The following is an 18,628-nucleotide window of genomic DNA, read 5'->3' on the forward strand; positions in this document are numbered from 1 at the left end:
TCGTTGTTGTATTAATGAGTCTGATTATAGTTCGCGCCAGAAATCTTGCCCGAAGCGCTTGCCCGGTGCGCGCTCTGCTGGATTGTGCACCCTGCGCTGCCATCGAGAATGTAAAGATGTTCACAATTGGCGCTGCGCGAAAAAGCCGCCGGCATCCATGCTGATCTGCCTCAAGGAGAGTCCCGATGAAGCTGTTTTATGCTACCGGATCATGCTCGCTGATATCTCACCGAAGCTCCGGCCATCGTGCAATATGTGGCCGGCCTCGCACCGCAAACGCAGCTGGCGCCGCCGGCTGGCAGCATGAAACGCTATCGCCTGATCGAATGGCTGAATTTCATTTCGACCGAATTGCACAAGGCATTCGGCACGCTGTTTCATCCGGGGCCGGCAGAAACCAGGCAGTCCGCGCGCGAGACGCTGGCGAAGCGGCTCGCCATAGTCGAGAAGCAATTGCGCGCACACGGGCACCTCGCCGGGAACCAATTCAGCGTCGCGGATGCCTACCTCTTCACTGTGCTGGGCCGGGCCCGTCCCTTGAAATTCGATCTGAGCGGCTGGCCCGCAGTGCAGGCCTATTTGCAGCGCGTGGCGGCACGTTCGACAGTACGCGCCGCCATGGTGGCCGAGGGTTTGATCAAGAGCCAGGCGCGCTGCAATGATGTCTTCATCGCGACAACAAGCCAATGAACTCAAAGATAAAATCGATAGGCTCCAGGCCGCGCGTGGCGCTGGTGCTGCAGGGCGGAGGCGCGCTCGGCGCTTATCAGGCCGGTGTCTACCAGGCATTGCATGAACACGGCCTGACGCCCGACTGGGTGGTCGGCACGTCGATCGGCGCGATCAATGCGGCGCTTATCGCGGGGAACGAACGCGCACAGCGGCTGTCGCGGCTGCGTGAGTTCTGGGACGAAATCGCGCACCACGACCTGATCGACATGCGCAGCGTCCCGGATCCCGCGCGCCGCTTCAACACCATGCTGACCACCTTCGATTCGGTGACGCGTGGCGTGCCGGGTTTCTATGCCCTGCGCTGGTTCAATCCATTTTTCGCGGGATTGATCGTGCCGCCGGAACAGGCCAGCTTTTACGACACCAGTCCCCTCGAAGAAACTCTCGGACGCCTGGTCGATATCGACTACCTGAACACGCCGGGCGGCATACGGCTGACGGTGAGCGCCATCAAGGTCACTTGCGGGCATCTCGAGCATTTCGATACCGCACATCGCGAGGTCAGCATCAAGCACGTCATGGCGAGCGGCGCCTTGCCGCCGGGCTTCCCTCCGGTGCGCGTGGACGGAGATCTGTACTGGGACGGCGGCCTGTACTCCAACACGCCGCTGGAAATCGTGCTGGGCGACGAACCACGCGCCGATACCGTCTGCTTCATGGTTGACCTGTGGAGTCCGGAAGGCCCCGAGCCGACGACGCTGGAGCAAGTGCACACGCGCCAGAAGGATGTGTTGTACGCCTCGCGTTCGCGCCGCCACATCGACGCCTATCTGCGCGGACACCGGCTGCGGCGAATGGTGCGCATGCTGCGCCAGAAGGTTCCCGACGACATGCTGAGCGCGGAGGAACGCGCCGAAGTGGACAAGGTCGGCGTCGATACCACCATGCACATCATCCGGCTCGCCTATGCCGGGCGCGACTGGCAGATGGCATCGAAGGATCTCAATTTTTCCAGGGGTTCGATTGAGTGGCGCTGGGATCAGGGCTACAAGGATGCGCTGCGCGCGGTCCAGCACGCGGCCTGGCGTACCGAAGCGCCGGAAGGTGCCGGCGTGCTGGTGCATGAGTTGGTGCCGGCGCCGGTGAAGACGTACGAACAGAGATAGGCGCCCGGGCCCTGCCTGCCGCAGCGAAACTTTTCATTTCCGAATAGGATATCGAGGCAGACCGATATCCCCCCAACGAGAAGAAAAGGATCGCACGATGGACTACACCAAATTCGGCCGTACCGGCATGGATGTTTCGCGCTTGTGTCTCGGTTGCATGAGCTATGGCGAACCGGGGCGCGGCTCGCATCCCTGGACCTTGAACGAGGAGCAGAGCCGCCCCTTCATCAAGAAAGCGCTCGACCTCGGCATCAATTTTTTCGACACCGCCAATATCTATTCCGACGGTACCAGCGAGGAAATCCTCGGCCGCGCGCTGAAGGACTATGCATCGCGCGACAATGTCGTCATCGCCACCAAGGTGCATGGCCGCATGCATCCCGGCCCCAACGGACAAGGCCTGTCGCGCAAGGCGATCATGGCCGAGATCGATGCCAGCCTGCGCCGGCTCGGCACCGACTATGTCGACCTCTATCAGATTCACCGCTGGGACTACAAGACGCCGATCGAGGAAACCGTCGAAGCCCTGCATGATGTGGTGAAGGCGGGCAAGGCGCGCTACGTGGGCGCTTCGTCGATGCATGCATGGCAGTTTTCAAAGGCCTTGCATGTCGCCGAGAAGAACGGCTGGACGCGCTTCGTCAGCATGCAGAATTATGTCAACCTGCTTTACCGTGAAGAGGAGCGCGAGATGCTGCCCCTGTGCCGCGCCGAAGGCATCGCGGTGATTCCGTGGAGCCCGATGGCGCGCGGTCGGCTGACCCGCGACTGGGATGAAGGCAGCGCCCGCATGGAAACGGATGAGTTCGGCAAGGGGCTCTACATCAATACCGCGAACGAAGACCGCAAGGTGGTCGAGCGCGTCGCCGAAATCGCCAGGGAGCGCAATGTCCCGCGCGCGCAGGTCGCGCTGGCCTGGGTGTTGCAAAAATCTCCCGTCACTGCCCCCATCGTCGGCGCGACGAAGATGCAGCATCTCGATGACGCGGTCGCGGCGCTATCCCTCAAGCTCACCACGGAAGAAATCGAGCGGCTGGAAGAACCGTACGTGCCGCATGCGGTGGTCGGATTCAGCTGACCTGCTGCCGGTCGCAGCACGCGGCGCATCCGGAGACACCCGAGATCATGGCCCGCGCATGCGGGTGCTATGATTTCGGTGGCCGGTGGTGCATCGTGCCGTGTTCCGAAGGTCTCCTGATTCGCATTACGTAAATGACATCAACTCGAAAACCAGTGATCGCCCTGGATGGCGATGGCGTCCTCGTCGATTATCACCAGGCCTATCGCGCCGCATGGGCGAAGGCCTTCGGCACCGTACCGGCGGTGCGTGACCCGCACGCGTACTGGCCGCTCGACCGCTTTGAAGTGCGGCGGCTCACGGGTGACGAACTGGAGCAGTTCAGGCGCTGCTTCGACTATGCATACTGGTCTTCGATTCCGGCCATTCCCGGCGCGGTCGAGGCATGCCATGCGCTGGCCGAGGCCGGCTATGAACTGGTGTGCGTCTCGGCGATCCAGGCCGACTTCCAGACAGCGCGACTGCAAAACCTGCGCGACTGCGGCTTCCCCATCGAGCGCGTGATCGCGACTTCGCATGCCGACGGCGAGACCAGCCCGAAAGCCGCTGTATTGCGGGAGTTGCAACCGGTGGCGTTTGTCGACGACTACCTGCCCTACCTGCGCGGCATTCCAGCCGACATCCACGCGGCGCTGATCCTGCGCCAGCCCAACGGCAGTCCGAACATCGGCGACGAACTGCGCTGCGCGCACTCGCAGCACGCGGATCTCGCCGACTTCGCGGACTGGTGGCTCAAGCAATAATTCCCGCCTCGCCGTTGCTTGTTCAGCGGCGAAGCGAGGGGTCTTCCGGTCAAGTCAGCGCTTCTGCCCGAGCAGGCTGAAGCCGTGCGACCAATGGTCGTTGCGGAAGCCGTAGCTGATCCACAGCATCGCCAGCGCCTCGAGCAGGCGACTGGCCGTGATGTCACCCATGTCAATCGGCGCGCGCCAGCCGAAAGCGCGCAGCAAGGCTGACACTTCCGCCTTGGCGCCATCGTCGTTGCCCGCAATGAACATGTCGGGCGTACCGTCAGGCAGCCTGGGATGGACCATGTGGGCCGCCGTGATGGTGTTGAAAGCCTTCACCACCTTCGCTTCCGGCAACAGGTCTTGCACCCGTTCCCCGGCCGAATCCGTGTGGCCGATCGCAAGACGCGGCATACCCTGTGAAAAGTCGAGCGGATTGGACGCGTCGATGACGAGCTTGCCCGCGAGATTGCCGGCGCCCGCTGCGCGCAGCCCCTCTTCCAGTCCGCTCCAGGGCAGCGCGACAAAAGCAAGATCGCCCTGCCTTGCCGCCTGCGCAAAGGACGCCGCTTGCGCGCCGGGCACCGCCGCAAGCGCTTCCTTCGTCTTGGCACCCGCCGTGTCGCGCGTGCCGAACACGACGCGGTAGCCGAGTTCTGCGAAACCCTTGGCGACCGCGACGCCAACCATGCCATTGCCGAGAACCGCGACGGCCTTTGCTGCATTGCTCATGTTCATTCTCCTTCAAGTGAATCAAGTGGATGTGCATGTATTGTGGGCGACGAGATTGATGAGCAGAAGACTATAATTACTCATGATATTGATAACCTGAGGTTGGCAATGGATTCGTCCCAGCGCGTTCGCGCGATCCTATCGTTCGTTCATGCCGCCGAGCGCGGCAGCCTCGCCGCCGCAGCCAGGGCGCTCGGCATTTCCGCGGCGGCGGTGAGCAAGAACGTCGCCGGCCTGGAGCGCGCCCTCGGCGTGCGGCTGATGAACCGGACCACGCGCTCGCTCCAGCTCACCGCCGAAGGCACGGCCTTCCTTGAACGCGCCCGCATTGCGATTACCGCGCTCGACGATGCGATCGATGCCGTCGCAGCACAGCGCGCTGCGCCGATGGGCCGGGTGCGCATCTCCACCAGCAGCGCCTTCGGGCGCTTCTATCTGCTGCCTCTGATTCCGGCGCTGGCGAAGCGCTATCCCGCGCTGACGATGGAAGTGGACATGGAAGATCGTCGCATCGATCTGGTCAAGGACGGCTACGACCTGGCACTGCGCGGCGGCGTGATTGAAGAGTCGAGCCTGATTTCGCGCCATGTTTGCACGCTGCATACGGTGTTGGTCGCCTCGCCCGCCTACCTGAAGGAGCATGGCGTGCCGAAGCGCCGCGAAGACCTGGAGCGGCATCGCATGATTGCCTTGCGCTTTCTGAACGGCCAGGTATCGCGCTGGAATTTCAAGGGAAAGCGCGGAGAGGTCATCGATGTCGAGCCGGCATCGCCCGTGCTGACGGTCTCCGCGCCGGAGGCCGTGGTCGACGCGGCGCTGCTCGGCCTCGGCATTGCGCAGGCCGGCGTGCACCATGCGTGGCCGCATTTGCGCGAAGGACGGCTGAAGGTGCTTCTCGCCGCGCAGCATCATTCCGGCGCACGCGAAATGGTGCTGCAGTATCCGCATCGTGCACTGGTCGCGCCGAGGGTACGCGCGACGGTGGAATACCTGCTCGAAAACCTGGCCAAAACCGAGGCGCTCCATGTGCGGCCATCCGCGCTGCGCGCCTTCGCGGCCTGACACGAACCGGACTTCCTCAGCGCTTCCTCGCCAGCGTCAATCCGTCCCCGATCGGCACCAGCGACAAGTCGATCCGCGCGTCCTGATGCAGCTTGCGGTTGAAGGCCTGGATCGCCAGCGTATCCGCATCGGCCCCCGGCATGATCACGCGCCCGCTCCACAGCACGTTATCCACGGCGATCACGCCGCCGCTGCGCAGGAGTGTCAGGCAACGCTCGTAATACGCGTCATACGCAGTCTTGTCCGCATCGATGAAGGCAAAATCGAAACTGCCTTCCTGTCCCTGCGCGATCAGCGCATCAAGGGTTTCGAGCGCGGGTGCGAGGCGCAGGTCGATCTTGTGCCCGACACCGGCCCTGTCCCAATACGAACGTGCAACATCGGTATATTCGCGGCTGATATCGCAGCCGATGACGCGCCCCTCGTCCGGCAGGGCAAGCGCCACCGCAAGCGCGCTGTAGCCGGTGAACACGCCGATCTCCAGCGTGCGCCGTGCGCCCAGCATCTTTACCAGCAACGCCATGAACTGGCCTTGCTCGGGTGCGATCTGCATGCTGGCGTGCGGATGGCTGAGCGTTGCGGCACGCAGTTCGGCAAGCACTGCATGTTCGCGCAGCGACACATCGAGCAGGTAGTGATACAGCGCGTCGTTGAGGTTGACGGTGCGATTCGACATGATTGCCTCTCAACAAAATCCGATCGACAAAACGAATTTGGATTCATGTGCGACACTACTCTTGTCAACGCCGTTCAATTGTTTGCGCCAGCGCAATCCAACCGGATACATGCCATGACTCCGTCGCCCTCCCCCCGCATGCCCGCCATTTTTTTCGGCCATGGCAGTCCGATGAATGCCCTGGAAGAGAACGCCAGCACCGCCGCATGGCGGCAACTGGCGACTGCCATGCCGAAACCGAAGGCGATCGTGGCGATTTCGGCACACTGGACTACGCGCGGCACGCAGGTGACGGCGATGGATGCGCCGAGGACCATCCATGACTTCGGCGGTTTTCCGCAGGCGCTGTTCGACGTGCAGTATCCGGCGCCCGGCGCGCCGGCGCTGGCGGCGCGCGTGCGCGACTTGCTGCGTCCGGTCGATGTCGCGCTGGATGAAAGCTGGGGACTGGACCATGGCACCTGGTCAATTTTGGTCAAGATGTATCCCGAGGCGGATGTGCCTGTGATCCAGCTCAGCATCGATGTCAGCCGCCCGAACCGCTTCCATTTTGAAATCGGCCAGCGCCTCGCTTCGCTGCGCGACGAAGGCGTCCTGATCATGGCCAGCGGCAATGTGGTGCACAACCTGCGCACGATCAAGTGGAACAACGGCGACGCCTATGACTGGGCCATTCGCTTCAATGACGCGATCCGCGGCTGCTTGCGGCGCGGCGAGGTCGAACGCCTGATCGATTACGCGCAATGGGGAGAGGATGCGCGCTTGTCGGTGCCGACGGCGGAGCATTTTTTGCCGCTGCTTTATATTGTCGGAACGCAGCAGCAAGGCGAGCCGATTGCGATTCCCGTCGACGGCATCGAGCTCGGTTCCATCAGCATGCTCAGCGCGGTCGTCGGCCCGCGCACCTGACAGCGGAAAACATGCCTTCCGGCAGGAGAACCTGAACTCGTCGGAAAGCGGCAAGTCTAACGATTGTTGGTTCTTGCAGCATCACAGCCTTGCCGCCCGTGACATCACTGCCTGATCGCGGCAATTCCTTCTCAAGGTCCTCGCATTGCCCGGCAAACATCATGCTTAGCGCCCTCGTCCCCGTCTGCTGCGACCCGGTATCGCACACCGGAGCATCATGTCGTCCGCCATCCTGCAATGAAAAAGGAAAAACCGGATGAACCAGGAAAGCACGCCGCCGCCAACCGAAGAAACCATTTTGATGGTCGACGACACACCGGCAAACCTGGCGTTGCTGACGCATGTACTTGAAGAACACGGTTATCGCGTGGTCGTGGCGCAGGATGGCGAAGAAGCCATGCAGCGTGCCAGCTTCGTGCAGCCCGATCTGATCCTGCTCGACGTCATGATGCCTGACATCGACGGCTTCGAGATCTGCCGCCGACTGAAGGCGGCCGAGCAGTTGCGTGACATTCCGGTGATTTTCATGACTGCACTGGCGGACAACAGCGACAAGCTGCGCGGCTTCGAGGCGGGCGCGGTCGACTACGTGACCAAGCCGTTCCAGGTCGAGGAAGTGCTGGCGCGTGTGAGCGCGCACCTGGCGCTGGGGTCGATGCAGCGCACGCTGGCCGAGAAGAATTGCCAGCTGCAAAAGGAAGTCGCACTGCGCCGGCAAATCGAAACGCATTTGCAGCACGCTTACGACATGCTGGAGCAGCGCGTGACGCAAAGGACCGTCGAACTGGCCAATGCGAACGATCGCCTGAATACGGAAATCAATGAACGTGTACGGGTTGAGGAATCCTTGCGCAAAAGCGAAGCGCGCCTGCGCCGCCTGGTGGAGTCGAACATCATCGGCGTCTATTTCTGGCGCATGGACGGCCGCATCACCGAGGCAAACGACGCGTTCCTGCACCTGCTCGGCTACAGCAAGGAAGAGCTGCAGGAAGGCAAGGTGCTGCTGTCGAACATCGCTGCGCCGGAATACGCACAAGAGAGCTTGCACGCACTGCAAGACCTGCAGCGCACCGGCACCTCGACGCCGTTCGAGAAGGAGTACATCCACAAGAACGGAAGCCGGGTGCCGATCCTGATCGGCGCGGCGCTGGTCGACGACACGGCGCAGGAGGGCGTGGCCTTTGTGCTCGACCTGAGCGCGCACAGGCAGGCGCAGGAGCGTATCCGCTACCTGGCCGACCACGATGCGCTGACCAACCTGCCCAACCGCTCGCTGCTGCGGGATCGTCTGCAGCAGGCCTTGGCACACGCCCATCGCAGCGAGACGCAGGTCGCGGTACTGTTCATCGATCTCGACTATTTCAAGCACATCAACGATTCGCTCGGCCATCAGATCGGCGACTGCCTGTTGCAGATGGCCGCGGAACGCCTGCGCTGCTGCGTGCGCGAAGGCGACACGGTGGCGCGCCTGGGCGGCGACGAATTCGTGCTGGTGCTGCCGCTGGTCGGTGGCGCCTCGGATGCGGCACTGGTGGCGCGCAAGGCGCTCGACCTGCTCGATGCGCCCTACGATTGCGCCAGCCATGAACTGCATGTCTCCGGCAGCATCGGCATCAGCATGTATCCGGATGACGGCACCGATGTCGAAACCCTGATGCGCACCGCCGACACCGCGATGTACTACGCGAAGGAAAAAGGGCGCGGCAATTTCCAGTTCTTTACGCCTTCGCTCAACCGGGTGGCGCAGCAGAGGCATGCAACGTCAAACGCGTTGCGGCATGCCCTGGCCCATGATGAATTCGTCCTGCATTACCAGCCGCAGGTGGACCTGGAAACCGGCAGGATTTTTTCCGCGGAAGCCTTGCTTCGCTGGCAATGCCCCAACACCAAGGCGACTGTCGTCTGCAGCGATTTCATTGCGGTCGCGGAAGAAACCGGCCTGATTCTTCCTATCGGAGAATGGGTATTGCGGGAAGCCTGCAAGCAGTTGCGAAAGTGGCATGAACTCGGCTTTACGCAGATGGTGGTGGCGGTCAACCTGTCGTCGCGCCAGTTCTTCCAGCCCAATTTCAGGGAGAGCGTCGAACGCATCCTTGCGGAGACCGGCGTGCCGCCCGACAGCGTCGACCTGGAACTCACCGAAACCATTCTGATGCATCGCACCGAAGACAATATATCCACCCTGCGGCATCTGAGCGACATGGGCATCAAGCTGTCGATCGATGACTTCGGCACCGGTTATTCCAGCCTGGCCTACCTGCAGCGCTTTCCGGTCGATGCGCTGAAGATCGACCGTTCCTTCGTCAGCGGCATCGGCCAGAGCGCGAGCGACACCGCGCTGGTCACCGCCATCATCTCGATGGCGCAAAGCCTGCGGCTGAACGTGCTGGCCGAAGGCGTGGAAACACCGGAACAGGTCAAGTTCCTGCAGACGCACGGCTGCCTCGCGGCGCAAGGCTTTTTCTACAGCGCCGCAGTCCCGGCCGATGCGCTCACCGATTTGCTGCGCAAGCAGAATATCCGCATTGCCCAGGTCTGAGCGACCCGCGTCAGAAGAAATACCTGAGCACCGCCTGTACCGCCCGCTGCTGCGGCACGGCACCGAATTCGCTGGCACGCTCGCCGCTGTTCATCTGCCATTGCAAGGCCGCTTCCGCGCGGTCCCAGCGATAGCGCGCCTCCAGCCAAGACAAACGACTGTGGTCGGCGACATTGAAGCGCAGCATGGCATTCAGATCGAAGTGGCTGATCATCACGTCCTGCCAGGCACCGTAGAAAAACACCGCCTGGCGCGTGGGCATGTCCTGCCAATCCTGCAGCGCCTGCCGGTAGCGCAGGTAGGCAAGCGGCGAGGTTCGCGGCAGCGCATCCCACTCCGCCTTGCTCAGGCCCGCGCCGTTGTACTGGTACTCCAGCGTGAGCGACAGCTTGTTCGATGTGGTGTAAGTCAGACCGGTGGAGAGACGACTGCGGAAGGCGCTGTCGTCGGCCCCGTTCAGTGCCTGCGACAGCAGTGAACGGCTGCGACCGCCCGACCATTCGAGGTAGGACACCGTCGCGTCGTTGACCAGCATGGCCAGATTGAAGCCGAGCTGCGGCGCCTTGTGTTCTTCATCGTAGAGCAGCCATTGCGGCTCGATGTTGTCGGACAGCTTGTGGCTCGCGGCAATCAGCCAGCGGTGTTGATTGTTGGTGGCGCCGATGTCGGGATTCAACGATGCCTCGTTCGGCCGCGTCGCCAGCTTCGGCGAATACAGCGCCGTCAGCGAGCCGCTCTCCCACAAGCTCTGAGTGCGCAGCATGACGCTGCCCATGCGATTCTTTTTCAGGCTGGCCGGATCGGCGGAGACCACGAAGCGGGTTGCGCCGGCGCGGAAATAATCGGTCGGGTTGTAGCCGGTCGCAACGCCGTAGCGCGCGTTGATGCGGCCGAAGTCGAACAACTGGTCGTCGCGTGCCTGCCAGCTGACATAGGCTTCCTTGAGCGTGTTGATGCCGTTCTGGCGCGTTGGCTGGTCGTGCCAGTTCAGGTCGAGCCGGTCGGCGAAGACCGCGCGCCAGCCGGGCGCCAATGCCTTGTCGAGCTGCACGTCGATCGACAGACGCTGGTTATCGACCGTGCCGCCACTGCGCAATGCCGACTGACCGACTGCGCCCTCCACAAACCATTGCCAGTCGCGGGCGCGCTCTACGGCAGCCGGCGCATCGTCAGCCAGGCGCAGCGCGTCCTCGTCCGCATCCGCGGCCAGCACCGTGCCTGATGCCGTCAGCAGGCATATCGCCAGGATGCGCTTCATTCCGGCTTGAACCGCGGCAGGTAATCGCGCTGCAGCCATGCTTCCGGCACATCGCGTTTTGCATAGTCGGAAAAGCGCATCACCGTCACCCAATTCGGATCGAGGCCGTCGATGATGACGGTTTCTGTCGGCCGCTCGGCGCCGAGCTGCGTCTGGTAGCGGCGGAAGTAGGCGCTCTTGAGCAGGCGTCCGCTTTCGGTGTAGTAGCGCGCCTTGACCGGGCGGTTGTTGCTCGTGTCTATCCACATCTCGATGCGATGGTAGGTGACGTCGGGCGCGGTCGCGGCCAGGGCAAGCTTGTAGCAGTGGCGGGTCTTCCGGTCGCCGTCCTGCGTATCCTCCTCCGCCTCCAGTTCCGCCTTGTAGTCCTTGGCGAGATTGGCCGTGACGATATCGCCGTTGGCGGCCTGGCCAAGCAGGCGCTGCTGCGGCGAGATGCGGATGCTGGCCTTGTTGGACGGATCGTAGAACCACAGGTCGTTTCCGCTCTTGAGCATCAGCTTGTTGGCATCGCGTGCCGGCGCGATGAAGCGGATCAGGCTGCGGAACTGGCCGCTGTTCTTGTCCGCCTTCGAATACACCGCCAGCGTGCTGGTGTCGTTCTGCTTGCCGCTCTTGTATTCGATCAGTGTGGTGGTCAGACCGAAGGAATAGTCGGGATTGCGCACGGCATCGCTGGCCGCGAGGATGTCCTGCGCGGTGGGCGCGGCATGTGCCAGCCCGCCGATGGTGAGTAGAAACACTGCTGTGAAGACTCGCATACGTTTTCTCTTGTTTGGAAAATGTTTTTTTGTCCACGGAAAACACGAAAGGAATGCGTCTCGGAAAAAGGTGCATTGCGTTTTTTCGTGTTTTCCGTGCCTTTCGTGGACAACGCTTTTAATTCACGCCGTTACACATGGCGCAAGGCATCCACGATCACCATCTTCGAGGCGCGGTTGGCCGGCCACCATGCCGACACGATTGCCACCACGATCAGGCCAATCACGCTGCCGAGCATCAGGCCGTTTTCACCCCACACCCGCGTCTTGACGGGATACGCATAGACATAGCCGGGCGGCGTCCATGTCAGGCCGCTGTGGTTGATCAGCGCAGACAGCAGCACCGCGATCGCCACGCCAAGGATGGAGCCGATCACGCCAAGCATCATCCCCTCGCACATGAACAGGCGCCGGATGCCGCCGCGCCGCTGGCCGATGGCGCGCAGGGTACCGATTTCAACGGTGCGTTCAACCACCGCCATGCTCATGGTATTGCCGACCGTGAACAGCACGATCACGCCGATCAAGGTGGCGATGAAACCGAACACGGAATTGAAGAACTGGATGGTCTGCCCGTAAATCGGCGCGAGCGTCTGGAAGGCCTGGACCTCCAGCGAGGTATCCTTGAAAGTGGTCGCCAGCAATTCTTCCAGCCGCGCCTTGGCTGCCGGCATCTGGCTGGTATGCTGCAACTGCAACTGGATCGCGGTGACCTGCGGCGCTTCGCTACCGTAAATGAGTCGCTGCGCCTGCGACAGGTGCATGATCATGAAAACATCATCGGCCTCCTTCAAGCCCTGGTTCTCCGCCTTGACCACATTCAGTCGCGCGACATTGGGTGCGCCATGCAGGTTGGCCGCCAGCATCTCGATAGTCGCTCCCTGTGCATCCGCTTGCGGTTCGCTCGGCTTTTCCATCGCGGAGAGCGCGGCGATGTCGTCTGGCGCGCTCGGTCCCGTTGCCTCGCCGCGGGGCTCCGGTTGCCGGCAATCCGGCACCTTGAGCGGGCCGCACAGTTGCAGGATGCGCGCCACCCCGGTGCCGACCACCACTGCATCCGGCGCGGTGCCGGTCAGTGCCAGCGGACGCGCAAAGCTCATGCTGCCGTAATCATCCCAGGCCCGCATCTTGTTCTGGTCGTCGACCACAATGCCGCTGGCGAGCACCGTCTTGGAAACGCCGGCCGAGAAATTGCCGCCGATGCCGCTCAATTGCAGCTTGGGCGTGACCATGGTCAGCATGGGCGAAAGCACGGGATCGCGCTTTATCGTGTCGATGAGGCGCTGGTAATCGGGCAGACCATAGGCGGCGGGATTGCCGCTGCCGTAGAGGAAATAGTCCTTGCGCTGGATCTGGAAATGGCCATGCAGCTGCACATAACCGGTTTGCATGGCCAGGATGACGTTGCGGCTGTAGCCGCCGAAAAGCAGTATCGCGACCAGGCCGACAATCATCGCCAGCAGCGTGGTGAGCGAGCGGCGGCGGTTGCGCAGCAGGTTGCGCAAGGCGAGCGAGAAGGTCTTCATGCGCGCACCTCCCCGTTGCGGCGTTCGATGCCGGTAATGCGGCCGTCGCGGATGAATACCGCGTCGTCGGCCTCCGCGAGCACGTTCGGGTCATGTGACGAGAACACGAAGGACACGTGATGCTCACGCTGCATCTTGCGCATCAGGGCGATGATGGCCGCGCCGGTCTGGCTGTCGAGGTTGGCAGTCGGTTCATCGGCCAGCACCAGTTGCGGCTGGGTCGCCAGCGCGCGTGCAATCGCCACCCGCTGGCGCTGTCCGCCGGACAACTGGCCAGGGCGGTTGTTGGCGCGATCAGCAAGGCCCACCGCATCAAGCAGCGCGCGCACGCGCTCCCTGCGCTTGGCTGCGGGCATCTTTGCCAGCAGCAGCGGATACTCCACGTTCTCGTAGGCCGTCAATACCGGCAGCAGGTTGAAGTTCTGGAAGATGAAGCCGAGATGCTGCGCACGAAAATCCGACAAGGCGTCGTCGGACATGGACTTCACGTCCTGTCCTGCGACCAGGATATCGCCATGATCGGCCCGGTCGATGCAGCCGATCAGGTTGAGCAGCGTGGTCTTGCCGCTGCCGGATGCGCCCGAGATGACGGTAAAGCAGTTGGGGCGGATTTCGAGGTTGATATCGCTTAATGCCGGAACATCGACCGCATCGAGATGATAGGTCTTGCCGACTTGTTTCAGGACGACAGGTTGCATGACGCTCTCGCAGGAATGGAAACGTTGCCAATATAGCCATTTCTGCGAGAACAGGCGACCCTTTTGCGACGAAATGCAAAAGGTGGCGATGAAACACGAAAAAAACCGCCCGAGGTGCGCCCCTTCCGCCGGCCTCAATAAGTTTCCATCACAGGCAGGTCGCGTCCGCGGGTGGTCGCCGGTCCGAAGCCATATACCACCACCGCCAGCGCGGCCAGGCACCAGACGATCAGCGCGCCCGAGGGCAGGTCGTACACCAGCGAAACGGCCAGGCCCGATGCATAGCCGGCGATGCCGACCGCATAAGCAATCGGCAGTCGCCGTGCGAGCGGATAATTGCGCACCGCCAGTCCGGGAACGATGAGGCTGGCGAAGACCAGATAGACGCCCACCAGTTGCACCGAGATCGTGACCGCCAGCGCGAACAGCAGATAGAACGCGAGCCGCCCCAGCCGATGGCGGAAGCGGAACACGGCAAAGGCAATGACGGCGGTCGCAATCGCCGGCACGATCAGCTGGTCATAGCGCACCCACAGGATCTGCCCCGCCAGCAGGTCGCGCAGATGCTCGCCGCCGTGCGGGTTATGCGCGAGCAGCAGCAGACTGCCGGTGGCCGCGAGGATGAACACCACTCCGATCTGCGCCTCCTGCACCTCCGGCCAGCGCCGCTCGGTCCAGGTCAGCAGGAACGCGCCCAGCACTGCCGCCGCGCCGGCCGCAAGCTGCACGGCCCAGGCCTGTTCGAAGTCGGCCATGCCCGCGACGATCACGCCGAGCGCGGCGATCTGCGCGATCGCCAGATCGATGAACACGATGCCGCGACGCAAGACCTGCGCGCCGAGCGGGACATGGGTGGCGAGTACCAGGGCGCCGGCGAGAAACGCCGGCCCGATGATGGACAAGTCCATGGCTTCGAAACTCATTTGGCTGCCTCCAGCAGACGCTGCACCGTATCGTCGAACAGGCTGAACAGGTCCTTCGCCGCATCGCTGCCGCCCACGGTAAAGGGCAGCATCACCGCCGGAATATGCGCATGCTCGGACAGCCATTGCGAGGCGCGCCCATCCTGATAAGCGGCGCGGATGACCATCTTTGCCGGCTGGCGTTGCAGCTGGTTGACCAGTTCCGACAAGTGCGCCGCGCTGGGCTCGACACCCGGCTTCGGTTCCAGCGTCGCCACTTCGCGCATGCCGAGCCAGTTCAGCAGATAGCTCATGTTCTTGTGGTGATCAACCACCGGCATGCCATTCAGGGGCGTCGCCTTCTGCTCCCACTTCTTCATGGCTGCGACCCAGCGGCCGGAGAAGTCCTTGTAGCGCGACTGGTAGTAGGCGGCATTGCCCGCATCGATCTCGCTCAGGCGCTTGACGAGAGCATCGGCCACCTTGGCGATATTGCGCGGGTCTTGCTGGATATGCGGATTGCCGGCGGCGTGCACGTCACCCTGGCTGCGGTCGACGCGGCTCGGCACTTCCAGACGCGGTACGAAGCTTCCGGCTTCGAAATAACCCGGCTGCCCCGGCACGATCCTGGCATTGCCGGATTGCTGCAGCAGGATCGGCAGCCAGCCGGCTTCCAGCTCCAGCCCGGTGCAGACCAGCAGGTCGGCATTGCGTGCGCGCGCAATGAGGCTGGGCCGTGCTTCGATACGGTGCGGATCCTGCAGCGCGTTCGTCGCGCTCGAGACCTTCAGCTTGTCGCCGCCGATCTCCGTCGCCAGCGCGGCCCATTCAGGCTCGCAGGCGAGGACATTGAGCGCCGCATACGAGGGTGATGCCATCAGCGCCGCAAATGCGACGCTCAATCCAAATAGAATTTTTTTCATTCTTCACTCCTAGAAGTTATGTGCGCCATGCGCACCCAGGCTCATGATGTACTGGAGAAAAACCTGACGGTCCGTGACCTCGGGGCGGGACCGGTCGCGCGCGAACTGCAGGCGAAAGCGGCTGAACTCCGAAGGGGAGTAGTCGAACATAATGCTGGTGCGCGCGGGCTTGTACGAGGCCAGGCGCTGGAAATCCGCAGCGCTCATGGACCCGCTGCTCACCAGGCCGATGTCCGGCGTGCCGGCATTCAGCCGGTCATAGCGCAATCCCGTGCGCCAGGCCGGACGGAACTGGTAGACGCCCTGCACATACCAACCGGATTGCGCCGATGCGTAAGCGCCTGCCGCCGTGCCGAAGGATTGCGCCAGCGTGTCGTAGGTCAAGGTGCCGTTTTCCTTGCGATGGAAGTATTCGCCCTGCAACTTGAAGTTGGTGTAAGTCGCGTTGCCGTTCGGCGCCCATTTGTAGACGCCATCGACGATCCAGGTGTTGGCATGGCCGCTGATGGCATTGGTCACACCGGTGCCGCTGCGGTCGATGTCCTCGTAGGTCCTGTCGCTTGCGCCGGTGCGCAGGTAGGACAGCCCGGCGCGCCAGCTCGCGCTCTCGCCGATGTCGTCGCCCACGTGCGCGAACAGCGCGGTCGAGCCGATGCCGTTCTTGTTGCGGTCGCTGCCGGGGAAGGCGGCTCCGCTCCCTGCCTCCATGCCGAGCTCAATGAAACGCTCGGTCGGCGCCAGCCATTTGAGCTGCAGCCCGTCGGGCTTGAACTGGCCGCCGAGGAAGGCCTGGTAAGCAAGCGGCGCGTCGACGAAATCCCATACATGCGCGTGCTGGTTGTTCAGATAACCGATCGAGGACAGGAAGCGCCCGCCTCGCAGGTTGATGCCGCTGGACAAGGCTTTCGTTTCGAAGAAGGCTTCCTCGACGCTGGCCGTGTTATCGGGAGCAAGGGAAAAAGTCAGCTGTCCGGCGAAGCGCGGATCGACGTTGGCGCGCAGCGTCAGCTCCGACTCGCCGAGATTGAAGCCGCGTTTGCCGGGACCGATTTCATCGCCACCCGGCACGAAACCCTGAATGCGAAATTGCGTCGGGTCCTGCGACAGATTGGCATAGGTGCCGCCGAGGATGAGAGAGACTTCGGGATTGAAGGCACTGGCGCCGCCCGCGGTGGAAGCGGTTGTTGTTGTGGCTGTTGCCGGTGATGGTGCGGGCGCTGCCTGCGTGGCGGCGGTTTGTGTTTCGGCGGCTTGCAGACGTGCTTCGAGCGCGCGAATCCGCGCTTCGTATTCCTGCTTCATCTGCCGGATTTCATCGCGCATCTGCGCGAGCGCCTGGTCGTCGGCGGCAAACGCCGGCAAGGGCGATGCGGCCGCATAGACGGCAGCCAGCGCCGTCGTGAGAACGGATCGTTTCAACATGGTATTTCCTGTTCGGGAAAATCGAAATCAGGCCGGCGCGCGTGGCGGCCGGCCGCAACGAGGAATAGCAGCAGGCTGTTGAAAAACGTAGCGAGCGGGTCGAGATTGGGGCCGAGGAGCGCACGCGTACGACTGGTACGCAGAGCACCGCAGGCCCTAAAATCGGGCCGCGCAGTAGTTTTTCACCAGCCTGCTAAACGAAGAGTGGCGGAGCGCGTGAATCGAATGCGCGAAGCGCGGCAGGCAGGGGTTTGACCAGCAGCACGAAAGTGATCGTGTCGGCCGGCGCCGGAAGCGGATCGAGCTGAAGCGGGGAGCCGGTCAGGCCCGAACCGATGGAGGCAAAGGCAAGGCATTGCACGCATTGCAATTCGGCCGGCAACTCCTTGTCCCTGGAACGGCTGGAAGAAGTATCCGAGGAGATGTGCGAGATCGCATGCGTGATCCCCAACTGCTGCGAAAGCAGCAGAAAGGCGAGCACGACACGAGCGAAGACGCGGCGGATTTTCACTTGGTCAGAACGGACAGGTGCAATACAGGATCCATTTGCCCTCGCGACGTGTTGTCGCATTGAAAATGGCGGATCGCCGGATTATAACAAGCTGCCCGCCCCTACGCGCGAAAGCTCTCATCGGATGCCGGCGAACCTGGCAGCGCCCCCTCCTCCCATTGGCGTGCGCGCAATTCTTCTGTGGTGCATCCTTCGCCCGCCGGCGCCCATCCCGGCGGCATGAAGACATGCCCGAAGAAAGCCCGCACGCTGCGCGCCGCAGCCAGATCCCGAACAAGCTTGATCCATTGAAAAAACTCGACCCGAAGCGGATTGTTGCTCGTCAGCGGCTGTACCAGTCCGTAACGGCAAGGCAATTCGTCTCGCTCCTTCACATAAGTGCCAAACAGTCGATCGAAGATCAGAAGAACACCACCATAGTTCGCATCGAGATAGGCTGGATTGGCGGCGTGATGCACACGATGCGCGGACGGTGTGTTGACGATCCCCTCGAGCCAGCCGAGCTTTGGAATCCATGTCGCATGAATCCAGAACTGATACAGCAGGTTCAACGACAAGGTGGCAAATACAATCCGGGGAGCGAATCCCAGCCAGATCAATGGCACGAAAAACAGTGCCGTGCCGGAAAACTTGCTCAGGATGCCGATGCGAACTGCCGCGGACAGGTTGAGATCATTCGGAGAATGATGCACTGCGTGGTTGCACCAGAACCATCGGACGCGATGCGCAGCCCGGTGGTACCAGTAATAGAAAAATTCCTGACCAAGAAACAGCAGGAGGATCGCCAGCCATCCATCCAGATGGATCGTCGTCAGGCGGTGTTGAACAGCCCAGCGAATGGCAGGCGTGGCAATCGAGAGCGGCAGCAGGATGTTGAGCGCAATGCGGACGATCAGGTCGAGTGCCGATACGCCGAATGCGCGCCAGTCGTAGCGACCGATACGCGACAGGACAAACGCCTCGACGAGCGCAATGATGAGTACGACAGGCGTGGCAACGAACAGAAGAAACTTCTCAAGAGGCAGCATGGCACGGACTCCGCGAATGAGATCGTGTGGAAAACTC

The 18,628-nt window shown here is 62.4% G+C and carries 18 protein-coding genes; 7 read left to right on the plus strand and 11 right to left on the minus strand.

All coding sequences use genetic code 11. The features are described from left to right. The first annotated feature begins 303 nt into the window (after positions 1 to 303). From E6W33_RS02260 to E6W33_RS02275, 4 genes are all read left to right on the plus strand, one after another. Positions 304 to 690 carry a glutathione binding-like protein gene (locus tag E6W33_RS02260; RefSeq protein WP_136413823.1) on the plus strand — a complete coding sequence of 129 codons (387 nt, stop codon included), beginning with the start codon at positions 304 to 306 and terminating at the stop codon, positions 688 to 690. Beyond that, positions 687 to 1,838, plus strand: coding sequence for a patatin-like phospholipase family protein (locus tag E6W33_RS02265; protein ID WP_136413826.1), 1,152 nt, complete (start codon positions 687 to 689; stop codon positions 1,836 to 1,838). Before E6W33_RS02260 ends, E6W33_RS02265 begins: the two co-directional genes overlap by 4 nt. Before the next feature lie 97 nt (positions 1,839 to 1,935). Beyond that, positions 1,936 to 2,916 carry an aldo/keto reductase gene (locus tag E6W33_RS02270; protein ID WP_136413828.1) on the plus strand — a complete coding sequence of 327 codons (981 nt, stop codon included), beginning with the start codon at positions 1,936 to 1,938 and terminating at the stop codon, positions 2,914 to 2,916. A gap of 134 nt (positions 2,917 to 3,050) precedes the next feature. Next, positions 3,051 to 3,659 (plus strand): HAD family hydrolase, encoded by a 609-nt coding sequence (locus E6W33_RS02275; RefSeq protein ID WP_136413830.1) that lies wholly within the window; start codon positions 3,051 to 3,053, stop codon positions 3,657 to 3,659. A gap of 54 nt (positions 3,660 to 3,713) precedes the next feature. Here E6W33_RS02275 and E6W33_RS02280 read toward each other — a convergent pair whose 3' ends face one another. Further along, positions 3,714 to 4,376: an NAD(P)-binding domain-containing protein gene (locus tag E6W33_RS02280; protein ID WP_168798482.1), complete on the minus strand. Its 663-nt coding sequence runs from the start codon at positions 4,374 to 4,376 to the stop codon at positions 3,714 to 3,716. Positions 4,377 to 4,484: 108 nt separating this feature from the next. Between E6W33_RS02280 and E6W33_RS02285 the strand changes: the two genes are divergently transcribed. Next, entirely contained in the window at positions 4,485 to 5,438 is a 954-nt protein-coding gene (locus E6W33_RS02285) for a LysR family transcriptional regulator (protein ID WP_136413836.1), read from the plus strand. A gap of 16 nt (positions 5,439 to 5,454) precedes the next feature. On the opposite strand, the gene E6W33_RS02290 is transcribed toward E6W33_RS02285, so the two are convergent. Further along, positions 5,455 to 6,114, minus strand: coding sequence for a class I SAM-dependent methyltransferase (locus E6W33_RS02290; RefSeq protein ID WP_136413838.1), 660 nt, complete (start codon positions 6,112 to 6,114; stop codon positions 5,455 to 5,457). Positions 6,115 to 6,228: 114 nt separating this feature from the next. Between E6W33_RS02290 and ygiD the strand changes: the two genes are divergently transcribed. Both ygiD and E6W33_RS02300 read left to right on the plus strand, forming a co-directional pair. Further along, positions 6,229 to 7,023 (plus strand): 4,5-DOPA dioxygenase extradiol, encoded by a 795-nt coding sequence (gene ygiD / locus E6W33_RS02295; RefSeq protein ID WP_136413840.1) that lies wholly within the window; start codon positions 6,229 to 6,231, stop codon positions 7,021 to 7,023. Positions 7,024 to 7,279: 256 nt separating this feature from the next. Further along, the gene (locus E6W33_RS02300; RefSeq protein ID WP_136413842.1) at positions 7,280 to 9,562 is read left to right on the plus strand and encodes an EAL domain-containing protein; all 2,283 of its coding nucleotides are present in this window, start codon (positions 7,280 to 7,282) and stop codon (positions 9,560 to 9,562) included. A gap of 10 nt (positions 9,563 to 9,572) precedes the next feature. On the opposite strand, the gene E6W33_RS02305 is transcribed toward E6W33_RS02300, so the two are convergent. The 9 genes from E6W33_RS02305 to E6W33_RS02345 form a co-directional block, all read right to left on the minus strand. Next, positions 9,573 to 10,820, minus strand: a complete 1,248-nt coding sequence (locus tag E6W33_RS02305) for a hypothetical protein (RefSeq protein ID WP_136413844.1) — start codon at positions 10,818 to 10,820, stop codon at positions 9,573 to 9,575. Then, on the minus strand, positions 10,817 to 11,581 hold the full coding sequence (locus tag E6W33_RS02310) for an outer membrane lipoprotein-sorting protein (protein ID WP_136413846.1): 765 nt from the start codon (positions 11,579 to 11,581) through the stop codon (positions 10,817 to 10,819). The genes E6W33_RS02305 and E6W33_RS02310 overlap by 4 nt, the downstream gene beginning before the upstream one ends. A gap of 131 nt (positions 11,582 to 11,712) precedes the next feature. Next, entirely contained in the window at positions 11,713 to 13,107 is a 1,395-nt protein-coding gene (locus E6W33_RS02315) for an FtsX-like permease family protein (protein WP_136413848.1), read from the minus strand. Continuing rightward, positions 13,104 to 13,805 carry an ABC transporter ATP-binding protein gene (locus E6W33_RS02320; RefSeq protein WP_136413850.1) on the minus strand — a complete coding sequence of 234 codons (702 nt, stop codon included), beginning with the start codon at positions 13,803 to 13,805 and terminating at the stop codon, positions 13,104 to 13,106. The genes E6W33_RS02315 and E6W33_RS02320 overlap by 4 nt, the downstream gene beginning before the upstream one ends. Positions 13,806 to 13,939: 134 nt before the next feature. Then, the gene (locus E6W33_RS02325; protein WP_136413852.1) at positions 13,940 to 14,728 is read right to left on the minus strand and encodes a metal ABC transporter permease; all 789 of its coding nucleotides are present in this window, start codon (positions 14,726 to 14,728) and stop codon (positions 13,940 to 13,942) included. Continuing rightward, positions 14,725 to 15,630, minus strand: coding sequence for a zinc ABC transporter substrate-binding protein (locus E6W33_RS02330; protein WP_136413854.1), 906 nt, complete (start codon positions 15,628 to 15,630; stop codon positions 14,725 to 14,727). Before E6W33_RS02330 ends, E6W33_RS02325 begins: the two co-directional genes overlap by 4 nt. A 9-nt stretch (positions 15,631 to 15,639) precedes the next feature. Further along, a complete protein-coding gene (locus E6W33_RS02335; protein WP_136413856.1) occupies positions 15,640 to 17,052 on the minus strand; it encodes a hypothetical protein in 1,413 nt (470 codons plus the stop codon). Positions 17,053 to 17,245: 193 nt separating this feature from the next. Next, a complete protein-coding gene (locus E6W33_RS02340; protein ID WP_136413858.1) occupies positions 17,246 to 17,563 on the minus strand; it encodes a hypothetical protein in 318 nt (105 codons plus the stop codon). A gap of 101 nt (positions 17,564 to 17,664) precedes the next feature. After that, complete coding sequence (locus E6W33_RS02345; RefSeq protein WP_136413860.1) at positions 17,665 to 18,591, minus strand: sterol desaturase family protein; 927 nt, start codon at positions 18,589 to 18,591, stop codon at positions 17,665 to 17,667. Positions 18,592 to 18,628: the final 37 nt, after the last annotated feature.

Origin of the sequence: Herbaspirillum sp. ST 5-3, from assembly GCF_004804275.1 — a bacterium.
Classification (GTDB): Bacteria; Pseudomonadota; Gammaproteobacteria; order Burkholderiales; family Burkholderiaceae_D; genus Noviherbaspirillum.